At 33.1% G+C, this 18,433-nt stretch carries 13 protein-coding genes; 3 read left to right on the top strand and 10 right to left on the bottom strand.

Annotated features, from left to right (window positions below):
- Nucleotides 1-2: 2 nt before the first annotated feature.
- Nucleotides 3-89, top strand: a complete 87-nt coding sequence (locus HHH54_RS11560; protein ID WP_432813794.1) for an IS3 family transposase — start codon at nt 3-5, stop codon at nt 87-89.
- A 62-nt stretch (nt 90-151) separates the two neighbouring features.
- Here HHH54_RS11560 and alsT read toward each other — a convergent pair whose 3' ends face one another.
- The 3 genes from alsT to parE form a co-directional block, all read right to left on the bottom strand.
- The gene (alsT, locus tag HHH54_RS10190) at nt 152-1,621 is read right to left on the bottom strand and encodes a glutamine transporter AlsT (protein ID WP_198618702.1); all 1,470 of its coding nucleotides are present in this window, start codon (nt 1,619-1,621) and stop codon (nt 152-154) included.
- A 221-nt stretch (nt 1,622-1,842) separates the two neighbouring features.
- A complete protein-coding gene (gene parC, locus HHH54_RS10185) occupies nt 1,843-4,254 on the bottom strand; it encodes a DNA topoisomerase IV subunit A (protein WP_198618701.1) in 2,412 nt (803 codons plus the stop codon).
- Nucleotides 4,251-6,251: a DNA topoisomerase IV subunit B gene (gene parE, locus HHH54_RS10180; RefSeq protein ID WP_198618700.1), complete on the bottom strand. Its 2,001-nt coding sequence runs from the start codon at nt 6,249-6,251 to the stop codon at nt 4,251-4,253. The genes parC and parE overlap by 4 nt, the downstream gene beginning before the upstream one ends.
- A gap of 297 nt (nt 6,252-6,548) precedes the next feature.
- On the opposite strand from parE, the gene plsY reads away from it, so the two are divergent.
- Both plsY and HHH54_RS10170 read left to right on the top strand, forming a co-directional pair.
- Nucleotides 6,549-7,130, top strand: a complete 582-nt coding sequence (plsY, locus tag HHH54_RS10175) for a glycerol-3-phosphate 1-O-acyltransferase PlsY (protein WP_198618703.1) — start codon at nt 6,549-6,551, stop codon at nt 7,128-7,130.
- Nucleotides 7,131-7,205: 75 nt separating this feature from the next.
- Complete coding sequence (locus tag HHH54_RS10170) at nt 7,206-7,511, top strand: HesB/YadR/YfhF family protein (RefSeq protein ID WP_198618699.1); 306 nt, start codon at nt 7,206-7,208, stop codon at nt 7,509-7,511.
- Nucleotides 7,512-7,608: 97 nt separating this feature from the next.
- Here HHH54_RS10170 and menI read toward each other — a convergent pair whose 3' ends face one another.
- The 7 genes from menI to HHH54_RS10135 all read right to left on the bottom strand — a co-directional run bounded on the left by menI (nt 7,609) and on the right by HHH54_RS10135 (nt 18,227).
- Nucleotides 7,609-8,064: a 1,4-dihydroxy-2-naphthoyl-CoA hydrolase MenI gene (menI, locus tag HHH54_RS10165; protein WP_198618698.1), complete on the bottom strand. Its 456-nt coding sequence runs from the start codon at nt 8,062-8,064 to the stop codon at nt 7,609-7,611.
- Nucleotides 8,065-8,326: 262 nt separating this feature from the next.
- Entirely contained in the window at nt 8,327-11,029 is a 2,703-nt protein-coding gene (acnA, locus tag HHH54_RS10160; RefSeq protein ID WP_198618697.1) for an aconitate hydratase AcnA, read from the bottom strand.
- A gap of 276 nt (nt 11,030-11,305) precedes the next feature.
- Nucleotides 11,306-12,940: a BCCT family transporter gene (locus HHH54_RS10155; RefSeq protein ID WP_198618696.1), complete on the bottom strand. Its 1,635-nt coding sequence runs from the start codon at nt 12,938-12,940 to the stop codon at nt 11,306-11,308.
- A 232-nt stretch (nt 12,941-13,172) separates the two neighbouring features.
- Nucleotides 13,173-16,202 (bottom strand): exonuclease subunit SbcC, encoded by a 3,030-nt coding sequence (sbcC, locus tag HHH54_RS10150; protein ID WP_198618695.1) that lies wholly within the window; start codon nt 16,200-16,202, stop codon nt 13,173-13,175.
- Complete coding sequence (gene sbcD, locus HHH54_RS10145; RefSeq protein WP_198618694.1) at nt 16,203-17,318, bottom strand: exonuclease subunit SbcD; 1,116 nt, start codon at nt 17,316-17,318, stop codon at nt 16,203-16,205.
- 99 nt (nt 17,319-17,417) lie between these two features.
- The gene (locus HHH54_RS10140; RefSeq protein ID WP_198618693.1) at nt 17,418-17,888 is read right to left on the bottom strand and encodes a CcdC family protein; all 471 of its coding nucleotides are present in this window, start codon (nt 17,886-17,888) and stop codon (nt 17,418-17,420) included.
- 144 nt (nt 17,889-18,032) lie between these two features.
- Nucleotides 18,033-18,227, bottom strand: coding sequence for a hypothetical protein (locus HHH54_RS10135; protein ID WP_198618692.1), 195 nt, complete (start codon nt 18,225-18,227; stop codon nt 18,033-18,035).
- Between the last annotated feature and the right edge of the window lie 206 nt (nt 18,228-18,433).

Here is an 18,433-nt window from a genome sequence, read left to right as displayed (position 1 = left end):
ATATCAATTACTATAATAACGTAAGAAGAAAAGTAAATTTAAAAGGCAAGACTCCTGTTGAATACAGAAATCTTGCCTTAGGAAAATAGCTTAATCAAAAAGTTCAACTTTTTGGGTTCACTACAAATACTTCAACCTTTCACTATTTTTATTAATACTGATCGTATTGATCACGTTTTTTATTATTTTCTCCCCATGCTTCAATACCAAATAAATTAATTTCTAAATTCTCAGGCTTAAAGATTGGGCGTTTACCTTCTTTACGTTGTCTTTGATAATCTTTCGTCACGGCAAAAGCGATATTAGATAATCCTATAATGGCAACTATATTCACAATAGCCATTAATCCCATAAATACATCAGCTGTACTCCAAACTGTCTCTGTTTTAATTACAGCACCCATAAATACAAGTACAACAACTAAGCAACGGAAGATGAACAAGATAACTTTATTATTAGATAAGAATTCAATATTTGCTTGACCATAATAGTAGTTACCAACAACGCTTGAGAATGCAAATAATGTAATAGCAACTGTCAAGAAAACGCCACCCATACTCCCTAAGTGTTCGTTCAAAGCCGTTTGCGTTACTGCCACACCTTGAGGTGCATTTTCTCCAAATTTTAATCCTGAATAAAGTAATATCATAATCGCTGTGGCTGTACATACTAAAATCGTATCAAAGAATACACCAAGTGATTGGATTAACCCTTGCTTAACAGGATGTGAAACTGCTGCAGTCGCGGCAGCATTTGGTGCTGAACCCATACCTGCTTCGTTAGAGAATAATCCTCGTTTAATACCTTGTAACACTGCAAAACCTACAGCACCACCTGCTGCTTGATTTAAACCAAATGCACTTTTAATAATTGTAGAAATCATCGGTATAATTTGATCGAAGTTAAATAATAAAATACCAAGTACCATAATAATATAGATAATTGCCATCACAGGTACAATAACAGATGATAACTTCGCAATACTACGCACACCACCAAAGATAACGATACCTGTGATAATAGCTAAAATAATTCCTGTAATAACTGGACTAACATGATACTGTGTATTTAAAGATTCAGCTATCGTATTAGACTGTACAGTGTTAAATACAAAGGCAAAAGTCACTGTTATTAATACAGCAAAAAGCGTCCCTAACCAACGTTGATTTAAACCTTTAGTAATGTAATAAGCTGGACCACCACGGAAACCGCCGTCTTTATCGTGTACTTTATAAACTTGTGCTAAAGTCGCTTCTATAAATGCACTGGCTGCACCTATAATTGCGATAATCCACATCCAAAAAACTGCACCAGGTCCTCCTAATACAATCGCAGTCGCTACGCCTGCAATATTACCTGTTCCTACACGTGACCCTGCACTAATCGCAAATGCTTGAAATGGAGAAATCCCTTTTTCTCCTGAATCTAATGTTTCCGGTTTTTCAGTAAGTGCTCGAAACATTTCAGGAAGCCATCGAATCTGGACGAACTTCGAACTAATCGTAAAGAAAAAGCCCGCCGTTAACAATAATCCAATGAGATATTGTGACCAAATAAGATCATTACCAACCTGTATAAATGTTTTAAACCAACCCGGAATTAAATTATCAAAATCTTGCACATTAATCCCTCTTTACTATTTAAATTTGCACATTTTTCTTTTTACGCCTAAATGTATTCTATCATTGTTACAGTAATGTGACTATTTATTTTTTAATTCTATGATTTCAAAATGACAAAAAGCGAGATGAAAACTCTATATATCATAAGTTATAAAAGAGTCTTCATCTCGCTAAAATCAAGCATATGCTATGCACTTTTTATAAACAAAAACTTTATATTTTAATATACTTGAAGTGCTAAAATATCTCCAAATTTTTCAGTTTCAACAATAAAAGTACCATTCGTATATTGTTCAGATAGATGAATATCATTAATTTTCCCTTCTTGAATGTTTTGGCGAGAAATCAAACGATAAAACTCATCATTATCATGACATACTGTAGCATCAACAATTCTATGCGGTTGCTTTTTTAATTCTTTGAGTAATGTAATGCCTCTTTGGGCGCGTTTTGCGATTTGTAACACTTGATAATCAACTCGTTTTAAAGCACCACGTTGCGTTACCATTAGTAAGGTTTCACCAGATTGAATTGTATTCATCATTACAACATGATCTTCTTCTTTCAAGTTAATTGCTTTTACTCCCATCGTACGTAAACCAGTTTCTTGAAGTTCTGTATGAGGATATGTTAGCGACATTCCTGTATACGTTAGTAACGTAATCATTGTATTTTTATCTTCTTCCTTGATTTTAGTTACTGATACAATTTCATCATCTTGTTTGAGTTTCATAGCTACGAGTGGCTTATTCACACGTGTTGATTTAAAAGCAGATAATGCACTTTTCTTAATCATACCATTTCGAGTCGTTGTGATAATCATTTCATTTCCTGTTAATTGATTAAATACAAAACAATTAATAATATACTCGTCTTCATCAATCGGTACAATTTGAGATATATGTTGACCGAGTTCTTTCCACTTAATATCTGCTAACTTATGAACAGGAATATACAAGTATCGACCTTTATTGGTAAATACAAGCGTAGTATCTTGAGTGTTTACTTCTAAAATTTTAAGCACTTGATCATTCTCTTTTAGTCCAATTTCCTCTCTACCACTTGCATTATAACTTCTTAAGGATGTTCGTTTGATATACCCTTCATATGTGAGACTCATCATTACTGTTTCACTCGGTACAATCACTTCTTTATCTATTTTGATTTCACTGATTTCAGATTCGATAGCTGATAAACGTGGTGTCTTAAATTGCTTTTTAATCTCATTCAGCTCTGTTTTAATGACATCTAATAATGCTTCGTGATTATCTAAAATATGACGTAATTGATTAATTTGATTTTCTAGCTCAGCATGTTCATCTTCTAACGCCACAATATCTGTATTTGTTAAACGATAAAGTTGTAACATGACAATCGCTTCTGCTTGCGCTTCAGTAAAATCATAAGTCGACACTAAATTATCTTTAGCATCTTTTTTATTTTTTGAATTACGTATTGTTGCGATGACTTCATCTAATATCGACAGAGCCTTCATTAAACCTTCCACAATATGCATACGTGTTTCAGCATTTTTCAAATCATATTGCGTCCGTCGTGTAACAACTTCAATTTGATGATTAATATAGCTGTCTAGTATTGCTTTAAGTCCCATTAATTTAGGACGACCTTCACTAATCGCCACCATATTAAAGTTATAAGTCACTTGTAAATCTGTATTTTTATATAAGTAATTCAAAATAGACGTTGTATTAACATCTTTTTTAACTTCAATGGCGATTCTCAATCCGCTTCTGTCTGTTTCATCGCGAACTTCAACAATACCTTCAACTTTTTTATCAGCACGTAATTCATCTATTTTCTTAACCAGTGCACTTTTATTCACTTCATAAGGTATTTCAGTCACTATAATTTGATTACGTCCATTACGTAAAGCTTCTTCTTCAGTTTTAGCTCGAATGACAATTTTACCTTTGCCTGTTTCATATGCTTTTTGAATACCATCAATACCTTGCACGATGCCACCAGTCGGAAAATCTGGTCCTTTCACATATTTCATTAATTGTTTAACTGTTAAATCAGGATTATCAATAAACTTTAACGTTGCACTTATTACTTCTGCTAAATTATGTGGTGGAATATCTGTTGCATAACCAGCCGAAATTCCTGTTGATCCATTAACAAGCAAATTAGGAAAACGTGCAGGCAATACCATAGGTTCCATTTCTGTATCATCATAGTTCGGTACATAATCAACAGTATTTTTATTTAAATCACGTAACAATTGTTCTGAGAGTAAACTTAACTTTGCTTCTGTATAACGCATTGCAGCGGGAGGATCGTTATCAATACTCCCGTTATTGCCATGCATTTCAACAAGCACATGGCGTAATTTCCAATCTTGACTTAAACGTACCATTGCATCATAAACAGAAGTATCACCATGGGGGTGCAATTGGCCGATAACATCCCCAACTGTTTTCGCACTTTTACGGTAGTTTTTATCGTAAGTATTACCATTGGAATACATTGAAAATAGAATACGTCGTTGAACAGGTTTCAAACCATCTCTTACGTCGGGTAAAGCACGTTCTTGAATAATATATTTACTATATCTACCAAAGCGATCGCCTAAAACATCTTCTAATGGTAAATTCTGGATGACTTCACTCATTCTACATCCTCCTCTTCCATTGAATCTTCATTGAGTAGTTGTATTTCATCTTTTTCTAAAATACTTTGATCTTCTTGCATTCCAAATTGAACGTGACGTTCGATCCATTCTCTTCTTGGCGCTACTTTATCGCCCATAAGCGTTGAAACACGTTTTGAAGAGCGTACTTCATCTTCAATTTGTACTCGAATTAATGTTCTTGTTTCAGGATTCATCGTTGTTTCCCATAATTGATCCGGGTTCATTTCACCAAGACCTTTATATCGTTGTAAAGAAAAGCCTTTACCTAATTTCTTTTGGAGTTGTTCTAATTCTTCATCTGTCCAAGCATATTCCACTTGTCGTTTTTTACCCTTACCTTTTTCTAGTTTATAAAGCGGTGGTAATGCGATAAATACCCGACCTTCAGCAACTAAAGGTCTCATATATTTAAAGAAGAATGTAAGTAGTAATACTTGAATATGGGCGCCGTCTGTATCCGCATCTGTCATTATAATGATACGATTGTAATTACTGTCTTCAATTTTAAATTCATTACCAACACCCGCACCAATTGTATGAATAATCGTATTGATTTCCTCATTTTTAAAAATATCTTCAAGTTTTGCTTTTTCTGTATTGATAACCTTACCGCGTAGAGGTAAAATCGCTTGGAACTTACGGTCACGACCTAACTTAGCTGAACCACCTGCAGAGTCACCCTCTACTAAATAGAGTTCATTTTTAGCGGTGTTTTTACTTTGTGCTGGTGTAAGCTTACCTGAAAGTAAAGTATCTTTGCGCTTGTTCTTTTTACCAGATCTCGCATCTTCACGTGCTTTTCTTGCCGCTTCACGTGCTTGCTGTGCTTTTACAGCTTTTTTCACTAGAGACTTAGATAATTGCCCTTTTTCTTCAAGGTAGAACGGTAATTTATCTGTCATCACAGCCTCTACAGCACTCCTAGCCTCAGTCGTACCTAATTTAGATTTTGTTTGACCTTCAAATTGAAGTAATTCTTCAGGAATTCTCACTGAAATAATCGCAGTTAAACCTTCACGAATATCATTACCTTCTAAATTTTTATCTTTAGTTTTCAATTCGCCAAGACGTCTCGCATAATCATTAAACACGCGAGTCATCGCAGTTTTAAAACCAACCTCGTGTGTACCACCATCTTTTGTACGCACATTATTTACAAAACTCATGATGCTTTCTGAATATTGATCGTTATATTGAAATGCAACATCTACTTCAATACCATTGGATTCACCTTGGAACAAGGCAACATCATGTAGCACTTCTTTACCTTCATTAACGTAACTTACAAAAGCTTTAATACCTTCTTCATAATGATAGACTTCTACACGTTCTTTACCTACCCTTTTATCTTCTAGTGTTATTTTAAGATCTTTTAATAAGAAGGCAGATTCTTGTAGTCTTTCGCTTAATATATCGAAATTAAATTGTGTTGTATTTTTAAAGATTTCTGGATCTGGTTTAAAAGTAACGATTGTACCACGTTGACGTGTTTTTCCTTTTTTAATAAGTTTCGTCTGAGGAATACCACCATGTGCAAACTGCTGCTCAAATTTTTGGCCATCTCGATTAATTTCAACAGTAAGCCATTCACTTAATGCATTCACAACAGAAGCACCAACACCATGAAGGCCACCAGATGTTTTATATCCCCCTTGTCCAAATTTACCGCCAGCGTGTAATACTGTAAAAATTACCTCTACAGTCGGTTTACCTGATTGATGCGTACCTGTCGGCATTCCACGGCCATTATCAGCAATAGTAATACTTTCATCTTTATTGATTGTGACACGAATTTCATTACCATAACCATTTAAAATTTCATCTACAGAATTATCAACAACTTCATATACTAAGTGATGTAATCCGCGTTTATCTGTAGAACCTATATACATCCCCGGTCTTTTTCTAACAGCTTCAAGTCCTTCTAATACTTGAATCGAGTCATCTGAGTAGTTGTTAGTGTGTTTTGCTGACACGTCGTTCCCCTCCTACAAACATACGTTCGTTATTAAAACTATACAATAGATATTCTTATATAAAACCTAGAAAAATGCAAGTACAAATGATAGATACTCGTTGTTAACTCTATTGAAATGCACGTATAGCATCTAATACAATTACCTTAAACATGTCTTTGAATTTGAAGTAAAATAATTCTACTTTGTCCCCTTTATGCAATGAAATATTTTAATGAATCACATGATATGACAACACAATTTTGAATAAATTATGTTAATATATGAGTAGGTACTAAAAGGATGTGATCACATATGATGGCATTGATTATCACCATCATTATCAGTTATTTAATTGGTTCAATACCAAGTGGTGTATTAATTGGAAAAATTTTTTTTAATATTGATATTAGAGAACATGGAAGCGGAAATACTGGAGCTACAAATAGCTTCCGAGTATTAGGAAAACCAGCAGGATTTGCAGTTACATTTTTAGATATATTTAAAGGATTTATCGTTGTGTTTTTACCATTATTATTCCATATAGATATACATGGTCTATTTATTGGTATTTTTGCAATCCTTGGTCATGTATACCCAATTTACCTTAAATTTAAAGGTGGCAAAGCGGTTGCTACAAGTGCGGGTGTTTTATTAGGTGTGAATCCACTACTATTTGTCATTCTCATTGCGGTATTTTTCATTATTTTATACTTATCAAAATATGTTTCACTATCAAGCATAATTGCAGCACTTAGTTGTTGTATCGGTTCTTTTTTCATTCAAGATTATCTATTGTTAATTGTGAGCATCGTAGTATCAGGATTACTGATTTACCGTCACTCCAGTAACATTAAACGAATTATTAAAGGTACTGAACCTAAAATCAAATGGATGTAATCATAAAATTTTAAATTCTTTTTGAAACACTATAAAATGGTAAACATATATTGAAGATGTGAAAGGAGTATATTTATGAAAATAGAACTAACAGACAACGCTGTAAAATGGTTTAAAGAGGAATTAGACTTACCTGAAGATGGCAAAGTTTTACAATTTTACGTACGTTACGGTGGTGAATTCCAACTTAAACAAGGATTTAGCCCTGCATTTAATGTAGAATTCGAAAAAGATATTGATGAGATTGGTTATGTTGAAGATTATAACGGCTTAAAACTTGTTGTAGCAGAAAAAGATGTTTGGTATTACGAAGATCACACGCTTCAAATTGATGTAAATGATGATGAAATTATGTATCAAGCTGAAGCACATACCGCTTAATCGATGATATTTCCATCATATTAAAAACAATAAATGAATCCATAGATCAGGACTAAAGGCATACTTTAGTCCTGATTTTTGCTTAAAGATCATATATTTAGCGCTCACTCATTTCTTCATTTTCCTCATTTTGATTGCGCTCATTGACACTGTGATAAATATCATACCACTCTGGAAATGCCTTATCGAGTCTCACAGGCTTGTGTGTATCTTTTGTAATAATGACATTATCAGTATAGCCTGTTGTAGCAAGCTCCCCATTCTCACTATATACCTCATATTGATAACGAGAACGCAACTTTGAAAATTTTGATACCCATGTTTTGATTTTAACTTTTTCAGGATATTTAACGCTTTTTTTATAATCAATATGCATTGAAACTACGGGTGATACAATGCCTGATTGCTCCATTTCTGCATAATTTAAACCTAACTTACGAATATAATCTGTCCGTGCAACTTCAAACCATGTTGCATAATTCCCATGATAAATCACACCCATTTGATCAGTTTCTTGATAGCGTGTTTCGATTTCTGTTAACGAATAAATCATAAAAGGCCTTCTTTCTAAACTATAGATTCACTCCGCCTAAAAATTTTAAAATAAAAAGATGCGAGAGATAAGATAGCATTAAAGCATCATACTATATGAAACGAGACTAGGACATCGTTAAAGGAAAACTCCTTATTCACAATATCCTATTTCTCGAATCATACATATTCTATCATAGTCATGGATGCTTAAGCGACGATTTATCAGTCACTTAAATGATTACGTATCATATCTCTTCACATCTGTGAAAAACAACTTTATTTTATTGTGCTAATTTTTTACGTAAAACTAATTGTAAAATACCGCCATGGCGATAGTAGTCAATTTCAACATTTGAATCGAATCTTGCTTTCGCTTGGAAATTAACAACAGATCCATCTTCTTTTGTTGCTGTTACATTTACTGTATCTCCTGGTTTGATATTCTCATCAATATCTACTGCAATGCTTTCTTTGCCATCTAAACCTAAAGTATCTGCTGATTCACCTTCTAAGAATTGAAGTGGTAATACACCCATCATCACTAAGTTTGAGCGGTGAATACGTTCATAACTTTGAGCAATAACTGTTTTAACACCTAATAAGTTTGTACCTTTAGCAGCCCAGTCACGAGATGATCCCATACCATAATCATGACCTGCTAATACTGCAAGACCTGTACCATCTTGTTTATATTTCATAGCCGCGTCAAAGATAGGCATTACTTCACCTGTTGGCCAATAAGTTGTAAAGCCACCTTCAGTTCCTGGTGCTAATTGGTTTTTAATACGAATGTTCGCAAATGTACCACGTACCATTACTTCGTGATTACCACGTCTAGAACCATATGAGTTAAAGTCACGTGGTGATACACCGTTTTCTAGTAAATATTTTCCAGCTGGTGTATCTTTACCGATTGCACCTGCAGGCGAAATATGGTCAGTTGTAACTGAGTCACCAAATTTACCCATAATACGAAGTCCTTTTAACGGCTCAATATTTCCAGGCTCTTTAGATAGTCCTTGGAAGAATGTAGGGTTTTGAATGTATGTTGACTTAGGATCAAAATCATATAATGGCGCATCAGTTGTGTCAATTTGATTCCATAATTCATTATTATCATAAACACTCTTATATTCTTCTTTAAATAGTTCTGGAGTTACAGTGCTTTCTACTGTATCTGCAACTTCTTTAATTGTTGGCCAAATGTCTTTAAGGTAGACATCTTCACCATTTTTGTCTTTACCTAATGATTCATTTTGCAAATCAATGTCCACTGTTCCAGCTAATGCGTAAGCTACAACAAGTGGTGGTGATGCTAGGTAGTTCGCTTTCACTAATGGGTGAATACGACCTTCAAAGTTACGGTTACCTGATAGTACAGATGTAACAAGTAAGTCTTCTTCAGCAATTGCGGCTTCAATTTCTTCAAGTAAAGGACCTGAGTTACCAATACATGTTGTACAACCGTAACCAACTAAGTTAAATCCTAATTGATCTAAGTAGTCTTGAAGACCTGCATCGCGTAAGTAACCTGTTACTACTTTTGAACCTGGTGCTAATGATGTTTTAACATACTCAGGCACTTTTAATCCTTTTTCTACAGCATTTTTCGCTAATAAACCTGCACCTAACATTACATAAGGGTTAGATGTATTTGTACATGATGTAATTGCGGCGATAGCAATATCTCCAGTCTTCATTTCAGAAGTAGAGCCATCTTTAAATTGAATTGTAGCTTTTTTATCAAATTCCGCTTCAGTTAAACCATGACCTTGGTTACCAGCTGGTGCTGTTACTGATTTTTCAAATTCTTTCTTCATGTCGCTTAAGAAAATTAAGTCTTGAGGACGTTTTGGACCTGATAATGACGCTTCAACAGTTGATAAATCTAAATCAACAATATCAGTGTAGTTAGGTTCTTCAGCTACATCAAAGAATAAATGATTTTCTTTTAAATATTTTTCAACTGTCTCAATATGTGATTCTGAACGTCCAGTTAATCGTAAATATTTTAAAGTTTCATCATCAACTGGGAAGAAACCACATGTTGCACCATATTCAGGTGCCATATTAGCAATAGTTGCGCGGTCAGCTAGTGGTAATTTATCAACACCAGGACCAAAGAACTCAACAAATTTTCCAACTACTCCTTTTTTACGTAACAACTCTGTAACACGTAAAGCAAGATCTGTTGCTGTAGCACCTTGAGGTAATTCATTTGTAAGACGCACGCCGATAACTTCTGGAATTGGGAAGTATGATGGTTGTCCAAGCATACCTGCTTCAGCCTCAATACCACCAACACCCCAACCTAATACACCTAGGCCGTTAATCATTGTTGTATGTGAGTCTGTACCTACTAATGTATCTGGGAATGCAACGTTTTCACCATTTTCTTCTCTAACATGTACAACATTAGCTAAATATTCTAAGTTAACTTGGTGCACAATACCAGTTGCTGGTGGAACAGCATTATAATTATCAAATGCTTTTGTTGCCCAGTTTAAAAATTGATAACGTTCAAAGTTACGTTCAAATTCTAACTTCATATTACGTTCTAATGCTTCTGGATTAGCATAGCTATCTACTTGAACTGAGTGGTCAATAACTAAATCAACTGGAACCTCAGGGTTGATTTTAGATAAATCTCCACCCACATCATCCATCGCTTTACGTAAAGAAGCTAAGTCTACAACCGCCGGAACACCTGTAAAGTCTTGTAAAATAACGCGTGAAGGTTTAAATGGCACTTCACCTTTTTCATTTTCTTTACCGAATGTTGAAAGCGCTTTAATATGATCGTCAGTAATAACGTTACCATCTTCTTGTCGTAATACTGATTCTAGTAAAACACGAATTGAATATGGTAAACGACTAATTTGCGTTAATCCTTGTTCTTCTAAGGTATTCAAATCATAATAAGTAAGCGTTTGACCATTAACTTGAAATGACTTTTTTGATTGCTCTTTTAAATTTGAAGTCATTAAATATCCCCCCTGATATTTTTATATACCTTTTATTTAATTGTATAATTAACCTGGTATGAATACAACTGAATAGAGTAAGAAATAGTGTTTTTGATGTTTCGCTTTTATAATTAGATTTCATAAGTAAATCTTATCACATATAAGTAGTGTAATAAGTATATATTATTTAGTTGAGAACGGTTTTCAATAAGTTATCGTGATGAATTTTGCTATACTCTTAAATAAAAAAGGACTGATTTGTAATATTAATTACAAATCAATCCTCTAAATGAATTATCTTTCTTGATCACGTAATGCTTTTCGTTTAGAAATTAACTCTTCTTCATAATCTTGTTGTGAGTGCGCAATGTATTCTTTTAGTCGATGTTTATTCGGTGTTAAAGTCAATCCTAGGAATTTACGTTCTTGGTTAGCATCTTTATAAAAGCTAATCATCATCATGATTACTACAATCGAGAATGGCAACGCACTAATAATTGCAGCACTTTGTAAGGCATTTAATCCAGCAGCGCTATCGCCACCTCCAGATAACAATAGAACGAATGCAATAAGTGATTGCGCAATTCCCCATAACACTTTGATGAAAGAACTTGGATTTAAAGAACCATTTGTCGTTTGCATACCCAGTACGAAAGTAGCTGAATCGGCTGATGTAATAAAGAATGAAGCAATCAATAATAATGCAATTATTGATAAAACCATACCTAATGGTAATTCGTTAAACACACCAAATAATTGTGTTTCAGCACTCATATCAAAGATTTTTTCATGTTTTTTTGCAGTTTCAATTCCGAGTACACCAAATACACTAAACCATAAGAAACTAACGATTACGGGTACTAGTAGCACACCAGAGATGAACTCACGAATTGATCTACCTCTTGATACACGTGCGATAAACACACCAACGAATGGACTCCAACTTAACCACCAACCCCAGTAGTAAAGTGTCCAGTCCGTCATCCATTGACGTTTACTTGGGTTTGTCGCAGCAGCATCAAAACTGTTAAATAAGAATGAGTTTAGCAAACTACCAGTTGAACTTGTAAACATATCTAAAATAAGTACTGTTGGTCCAGCAATTAAGCCAGCAATTAGTAATAATGTACCTAATCCAATATTCGTATTACTTAAATATTGAATACCTTTGCTTAAGCCTGACCATGCACTCATGATAAATAAGATTGTTACTACAATAATAATGACTGCTTGTGTAACGATTGTATTTGGAACACCAAATAGGTACTCAAGTCCACCAGCAATTTGTAGTGCACCCATACCTAATGAAACAGCTACGCCAATGACTGTAGCAAAAACTGCTAAAACGTCAATAATTGTTCCGACGATACCATCAACATAATCACCTAAAATCGGACGCAACGTTTTAGAAATCAGTCCAGGTTCACCTTTTCTAAATTGTGCATAAGCAAGGGCTAATGCTACAACGCCGTATACTGCCCATGCATGAAATCCCCAATGGAAGAATGTAGAGCGTAGTGACTCTGTGAATGCTTCTGTTGATTTAGGATCAGCATTTGGTGGTGCAGCGAAGTGTGAAATTGGCTCAGCAGCACCATAGAACACTAAACCGATACCCATACCTGCACTAAATAACATTGCAAACCATGAAATTGTGTTAAATTCTGGTTTATCGTTAGGTCTTCCAAGTTTAAGCTTTCCAATAGGACTAAAGATTAAAAATATACAGAAGAACACGATAATCGTTGTAAGTATAAGGTAGTACCATCCTAAATTATCGGTAATCCACAATTTAACCTCATTCGTGAAATCCCCGAATTGAGTAGGAATAAATACACCAATAGCAACAATTATAGCTACAATAATTGCACTAATGACAAAAACAAGTGAAAACTTCTTACCATTCGGTTCTGGAGTTGAAGAATTCATAGACATAACATACTCCCTTTCATATATTCATTTTTAAATCAAGTACTTTTAATTTACGATTTTAGTTTATTCCAAATGTCAATTAAAAGCACACTCATCATATATACGATAACAAAATATTAAATCTTAATCAATGTGCTAAACCTAACGGTAAACTACTCACTTCTTCGTTAATCTTATCGTTAAAGATTTTTGAAATCGTCTAATAATAAGCTACTTTCTTTTATTTCAGTTAAGTATATTTAATATGCGTAGTGCTTTCATAGTTTTTGGTATCTACCTCTAATATGACAGGCATTCTATTTTTAAGTTCGGTAACGTGAGAAATGATGCCAACCAGACGACCACTTGATTGAAGTTGAATCAACGTATTTATAGCAGTTTCAAGTGTTTCTTGATCGAGTGTGCCAAAACCTTCATCAATAAACATACAATCAAGCGAGACACCACCTTGCTCTTGTTGCACAATTTCAGATAACCCTAATGCAAGAGAAAGGGAAGCTTGAAATGTTTCTCCTCCTGATAAAGAAGCGATATGCCTTGACTGATTTGAATAAAAGTCAAATACCTCAAGCTCTAATCCACTAAACCCACGACCTTTTTGCTTTTTACGTATCAACTCATATCGTTGTCCTGTCATTCCCCTTAGATGTTTATTTGCTTCTATTAAAATATTTTCGAGATAGTAAATTAAAACATAGTTTTCCAAAGTAAGGTTTTGATCATTTTTTCCTGAAATGACATTAGATAAATGAACGATTTCAACTTGCTCTGATAACGCATTATTAAGGTTTGTTACCAATGATTTAATATGATCAGCAACTTTGATATTATTTTTAACTTGGAAATCAAATTCATTAAATTCTTTTTGTTTAGATTCAAGTTCTTTTTTGAGATTCATTCGTTTTTCATACAATTCATCTAAATCTCGCGGTTCAATTGCATCAATTATACGTGTTTCACTCTCAATTTGTGTGGTTAACCTTTGCAAAGTATCTTTATAACTTTCTATCGCTTCACGATATTTATCTTCATTTTGTTGATCAGTACGCACTTGATTAAGTTCATCAATAGTATTAATGTTTAATTTTTCTAGAGCCCCTTCAAGTTCATCTTTTAATTTTTCAATCCGTTGTTCATTGGACTTCAGTTCATTTAAATTCGATTCCAAACTAAATTTCTGTTGCGTATAATGTTCCTTTTCTTGTTGAATTTCTTCAAACAGACGTTGATGTCGCGCCTCAAATTCTTTGATTTGTTGTTCATGATTTTCAAACTCATTTTTAAATAAGTCTAAATCATCGAAATCAGTATCTTTTTCGAAATTAGCTTTTAAATCTTGAATATGATGGTTCTCTTGCTCTTTAGTAATTCTATCTTTTTGTAATTCTGATACTTTGTTTTCTAATTTTTCAATTGAAATGTTTAGTGATTTTATATTTTGAATATCTTGTTTCATTTTATTAATTGTTTCATTGAGGCTCACTAAGGATTCTTCTAACTTTTTAATGTGCCCTTCTTGATTTTCAAATACTTCAACCTCTTGCATTTGTTCTTCGGTAAGTTCTATACGGGATTGGAGTTGAATTTGTTTTTCTTTTAAAGGTTTAAGTGATTCTTGAACTAATTCGTTTTCCTGCTGTTGTACTTTTAATTGTTGTAAATGTTTATCATCTAATGAGTGCTCTACATGTTTTCCACACACTGGACATTCATCACCTTCATGTAATGAATGCTTTAAATGTATAATTGTTTCTTCATAATTTAACAATAATGTGTCAGATTGAGATAATTGGTGTTGTTTTATTTGCAAGTTTTCTATTTCTTCATTTGTATGATTTAAATCATCTTTTAATACTATTACTTGTTGATTAAGATTTAACCATTTTTCATACTTGCTTTGAGATTGTTCTAATTGTTTCTTTTCATCTTGTAATTCAAAATATTGTTGTTGCAAATGACTAAGTTCTTCGATATTTGTATCAATTTTTTCTTTACTTTGCTTTAAGTTTTTTAACTCCGATTGCAATGTTTCGAGTTTTCCAGTTATACTTTCAATATTATCTTGATTAGCACGTAATTGTTCAAATTGATGTGCGATATCATTTAAATTTTGATAGTAATAATCGACTTTACGTTGATACTCTTGATATGTTTGGATGAGTGCCTCATCTTTTTGATGGTCTTCAAATTGAACTTCTAACTCTTTTAATTGCGTATCATGCTTCGTTAATTCTTCACGTAATATTGAAATCACTTTATCTTTTTCGATGTGACGATCTTGTAATTCCTTTAGATCTTCGTATATGCGAATAGCAACCTGGCTTTTTTGGATTAATCGAACTTTTTCTTCATATGATTTAATTTTATTTTCTCGCGTTTTAAGTTGATCTATCTCTGCTTGTAAAATATTGTGCTGATTTAAACTATTTTGACGCTTTTCTTGTTGAATTACTTCTTGATCCACATTTTCATAATGTTCTGCTGCAATTTCTTTTTGCTTCAATTTTAGTGTAACTAAAGCATTACCAATCTTATGAAATTGTTCTAACTTAGGAACCAATGTATCGTATTGTACGATAGGTTCTTGTTGAAGTTCGATTAACCGTTCATCATCGAGATGGTAAAGCTCTTGCCACATACTTTCTAACCGGGTATGTTGCTGCTCAATTTCTTTTTTAACTCGGTCTGTTTGTTCTGCTAATGTCGCTTTTAAACGATCAAATAATTGTGTATTAAACAACGTTCTTAAAATCGTTTGTTTTTCTGTACTATTAGAAAATAAAAAGGTTTTAAATTCTCCTTGAGGTAAAATAAATAATTGTCTGAATTGGTGTTGTTTAAGTCCTAATAAATTAAGTAAGTACTGTTCGCCTGAGCTAATTTTGCTTTCTTTTAAATGATATTGTCCTTCTTGATAATGATAAATCTCTAATTGTGGTTTTGTTTCATTTTTATTACCTTCTTTAAGAAATGATGCTTTCCGAATCACTTTATAATATTGATTTTGCAGTTCAAATTCAAATGTCACACTTAATGGTTCATTTCCGGGTGCAAAATGGCTTCTTAAATGTTTTACTTCTCTTTTTTCAGTTGATGCTCGACCATATAAGGCATAGACGATACTATCAAAAATCATTGTTTTCCCTGATCCAGTTTTACCACTTATTAAAAAGAGTTGGTTACGATCTATCTGAGTGAAATCAATTTTTTCATTTAAAAAAGGCCCGAAATTATGTAAATGTAAAGCAATAGGTCTCATCTATATTTCCTCCGTATGATTTAATATTTGAATTAACGTATGCTTTTGAAAATCTGTTAATGTTTCTTTTGTCATTTTTTCATAGAATGTATCAATGATTTCTACTGGATTCATTTTTTTAATATGACGCTCGCTCTGTATATCTTCTTTTGATTCTAATAATTTAGGAGACAGAGATAATGTATTCGGATAAACTTGCTTAAGTTTGTGCATCGGGTCAGTAATTTGAGATAATGCGTCAAGTTTAAAATGGAAATAATTATAATCATGTTTACGTTTAAAACGGCCGTTAATAATATCAGAATATGCTCCTTCTACCACTTCTAATTCCCGTTCAGCATTTAATGGTATAAACTTTTGACTTATTTTATCTTGATTTAAATCGAATACTCGATATCCTTTCACTTGTCCGGCTTCTGAAAATGAGTATTGAAAAATTGAGCCACTATAGTAAATTTTTTCACTAGATAGTGTGAAAGGATGATGGATATGCCCTAGCAAAACTAAGTCAAAATCCATTAACGTATCAGGACTTACTGATTCAATTGTCCCAATTGTAAGTTCTCTTTCCGAATCACTTTTCGGTGCACCATAGACTGTAAAATGACCTATTAAAATATTCTTTTTTGCCGGGTCAAGTTGCGGTCGCAGTTCCTCTATCAAGGCTTTTAAAGCTTCTTCATATGTTGTTATATCTTTGTCAAAATAAGCTTTAACTTCTGGTATTGTAAAAAAAGGTAGCGTGTAAAAATTTACATTTTCAAATTGAATTGGTTCAAAAAAAGTCTCTAGTTCTGTGCGGATATATAAACCATTTTGCAAAAACCACTGAGCACCATAACTTAATCTTTTTTTACTATCATGGTTACCATTTATCATAATTATTGGAATACCCATTTCTAAATTTAAGGCCATAATCGTTTTTTCCATTAAAGTAACGATATTTTTATTTGGATAAGACGTATCATAAATATCACCTGCAATAACTACTAAATCCGGTTGTTCTCTTTTCATATCTTCAACAAATTGTTGTAATATAAGTTCTTGTTCACCTAAAAAAGAGTGACCATTTAAAATTTTACCTAAATGCCAATCTGCAGTATGTATGACTTTCAATTTGTCTCCTCCTTAATTAACTCAATTTTAAATATGACTTTATAACACAAAACATACTAAGATACTTTACTTTAGATCCTAGTATGTTTTTAATCTCATCTAATTCAGTTCTATGTTTTTCTTAATTTTTTTATATCTTATTAACATTGCTATACGCCAAGGTAATAACATGCTAAATGCAAGTAAAAAGAACATACCTGCAAGTTGTCCAGCATCTATGGTACTACCTATGAACACTTTTAAAATGGTTCTGATAATCAATAGACTTACTAATACAAAAGGAAATGCCTTTGATTTTTTTAAGTATATCTGTGTCCCTTTCACCTCAAAATGGGACGTCATGATTAACACGCTCGAAAAAACGACTCCGACAAGAATTGCTTCGATAATTTCAGCTCCTGTTAATCTAAAATATGGAAAGATGTACATGAGTGCACCTGTTGCCATAAAAAAAGGAGGTAAGATAATTTTCTTTTCGTTAACAGGATAGTTTTGCGCTTTCATCCTGATAAAAATCACACCTGCCCCCATTACGAAAGCAATAACGATTGAAAAAATCAAATATATCACTTTAACTGTCCTCCATTGATATTTAATAATAATCATAAGTATATCACAGGATTTTAGCTAATGAACTTAAAAACAATTGGAATATCACGCTTTTTGTAAATCATACTATCGAACAATATCAAAGAGTCAAAAATTATTAATATTTCAAATACCTTTACGGTTGACTTGTCTCACTAAAAATATAAAAATGAGCATTCCATGTAAAATGGTTAAGAATTTAAATATAGGTGAACTAAATGAAATAAAAAAGGCAGTTAATACAATTTCTAGTATAAGTATAATAATGATAACACCGAGTAAATATTGTTGTGACTTTGGCATTCTATGATGATGACTCATATGTAGCCTCCTCACTAAATATTGATCTTACGTAGTATGTCACTACTAAAAAACAAAAAACAAGAGATTAAAGAATTTCGGCTCTCTGTCAAATAGGACTGGTCAGCTCAATTAAGGAGGTTAGGCAACTTGCTGTTGCTTAACTTCCTTTTTCTTTTCTGATGCGAATAATTTTGAACTTAAAATGATTCTATTACGAAAGTGCT

The sequence above is a fragment of the Staphylococcus canis genome (assembly GCF_016238445.1).
GTDB lineage: Bacteria > Bacillota > Bacilli > Staphylococcales > Staphylococcaceae > Staphylococcus > Staphylococcus canis.
The sequence above is the reverse complement of the archived record's forward strand: the minus strand, read 5'-3'. Positions and strand labels throughout refer to the sequence as shown.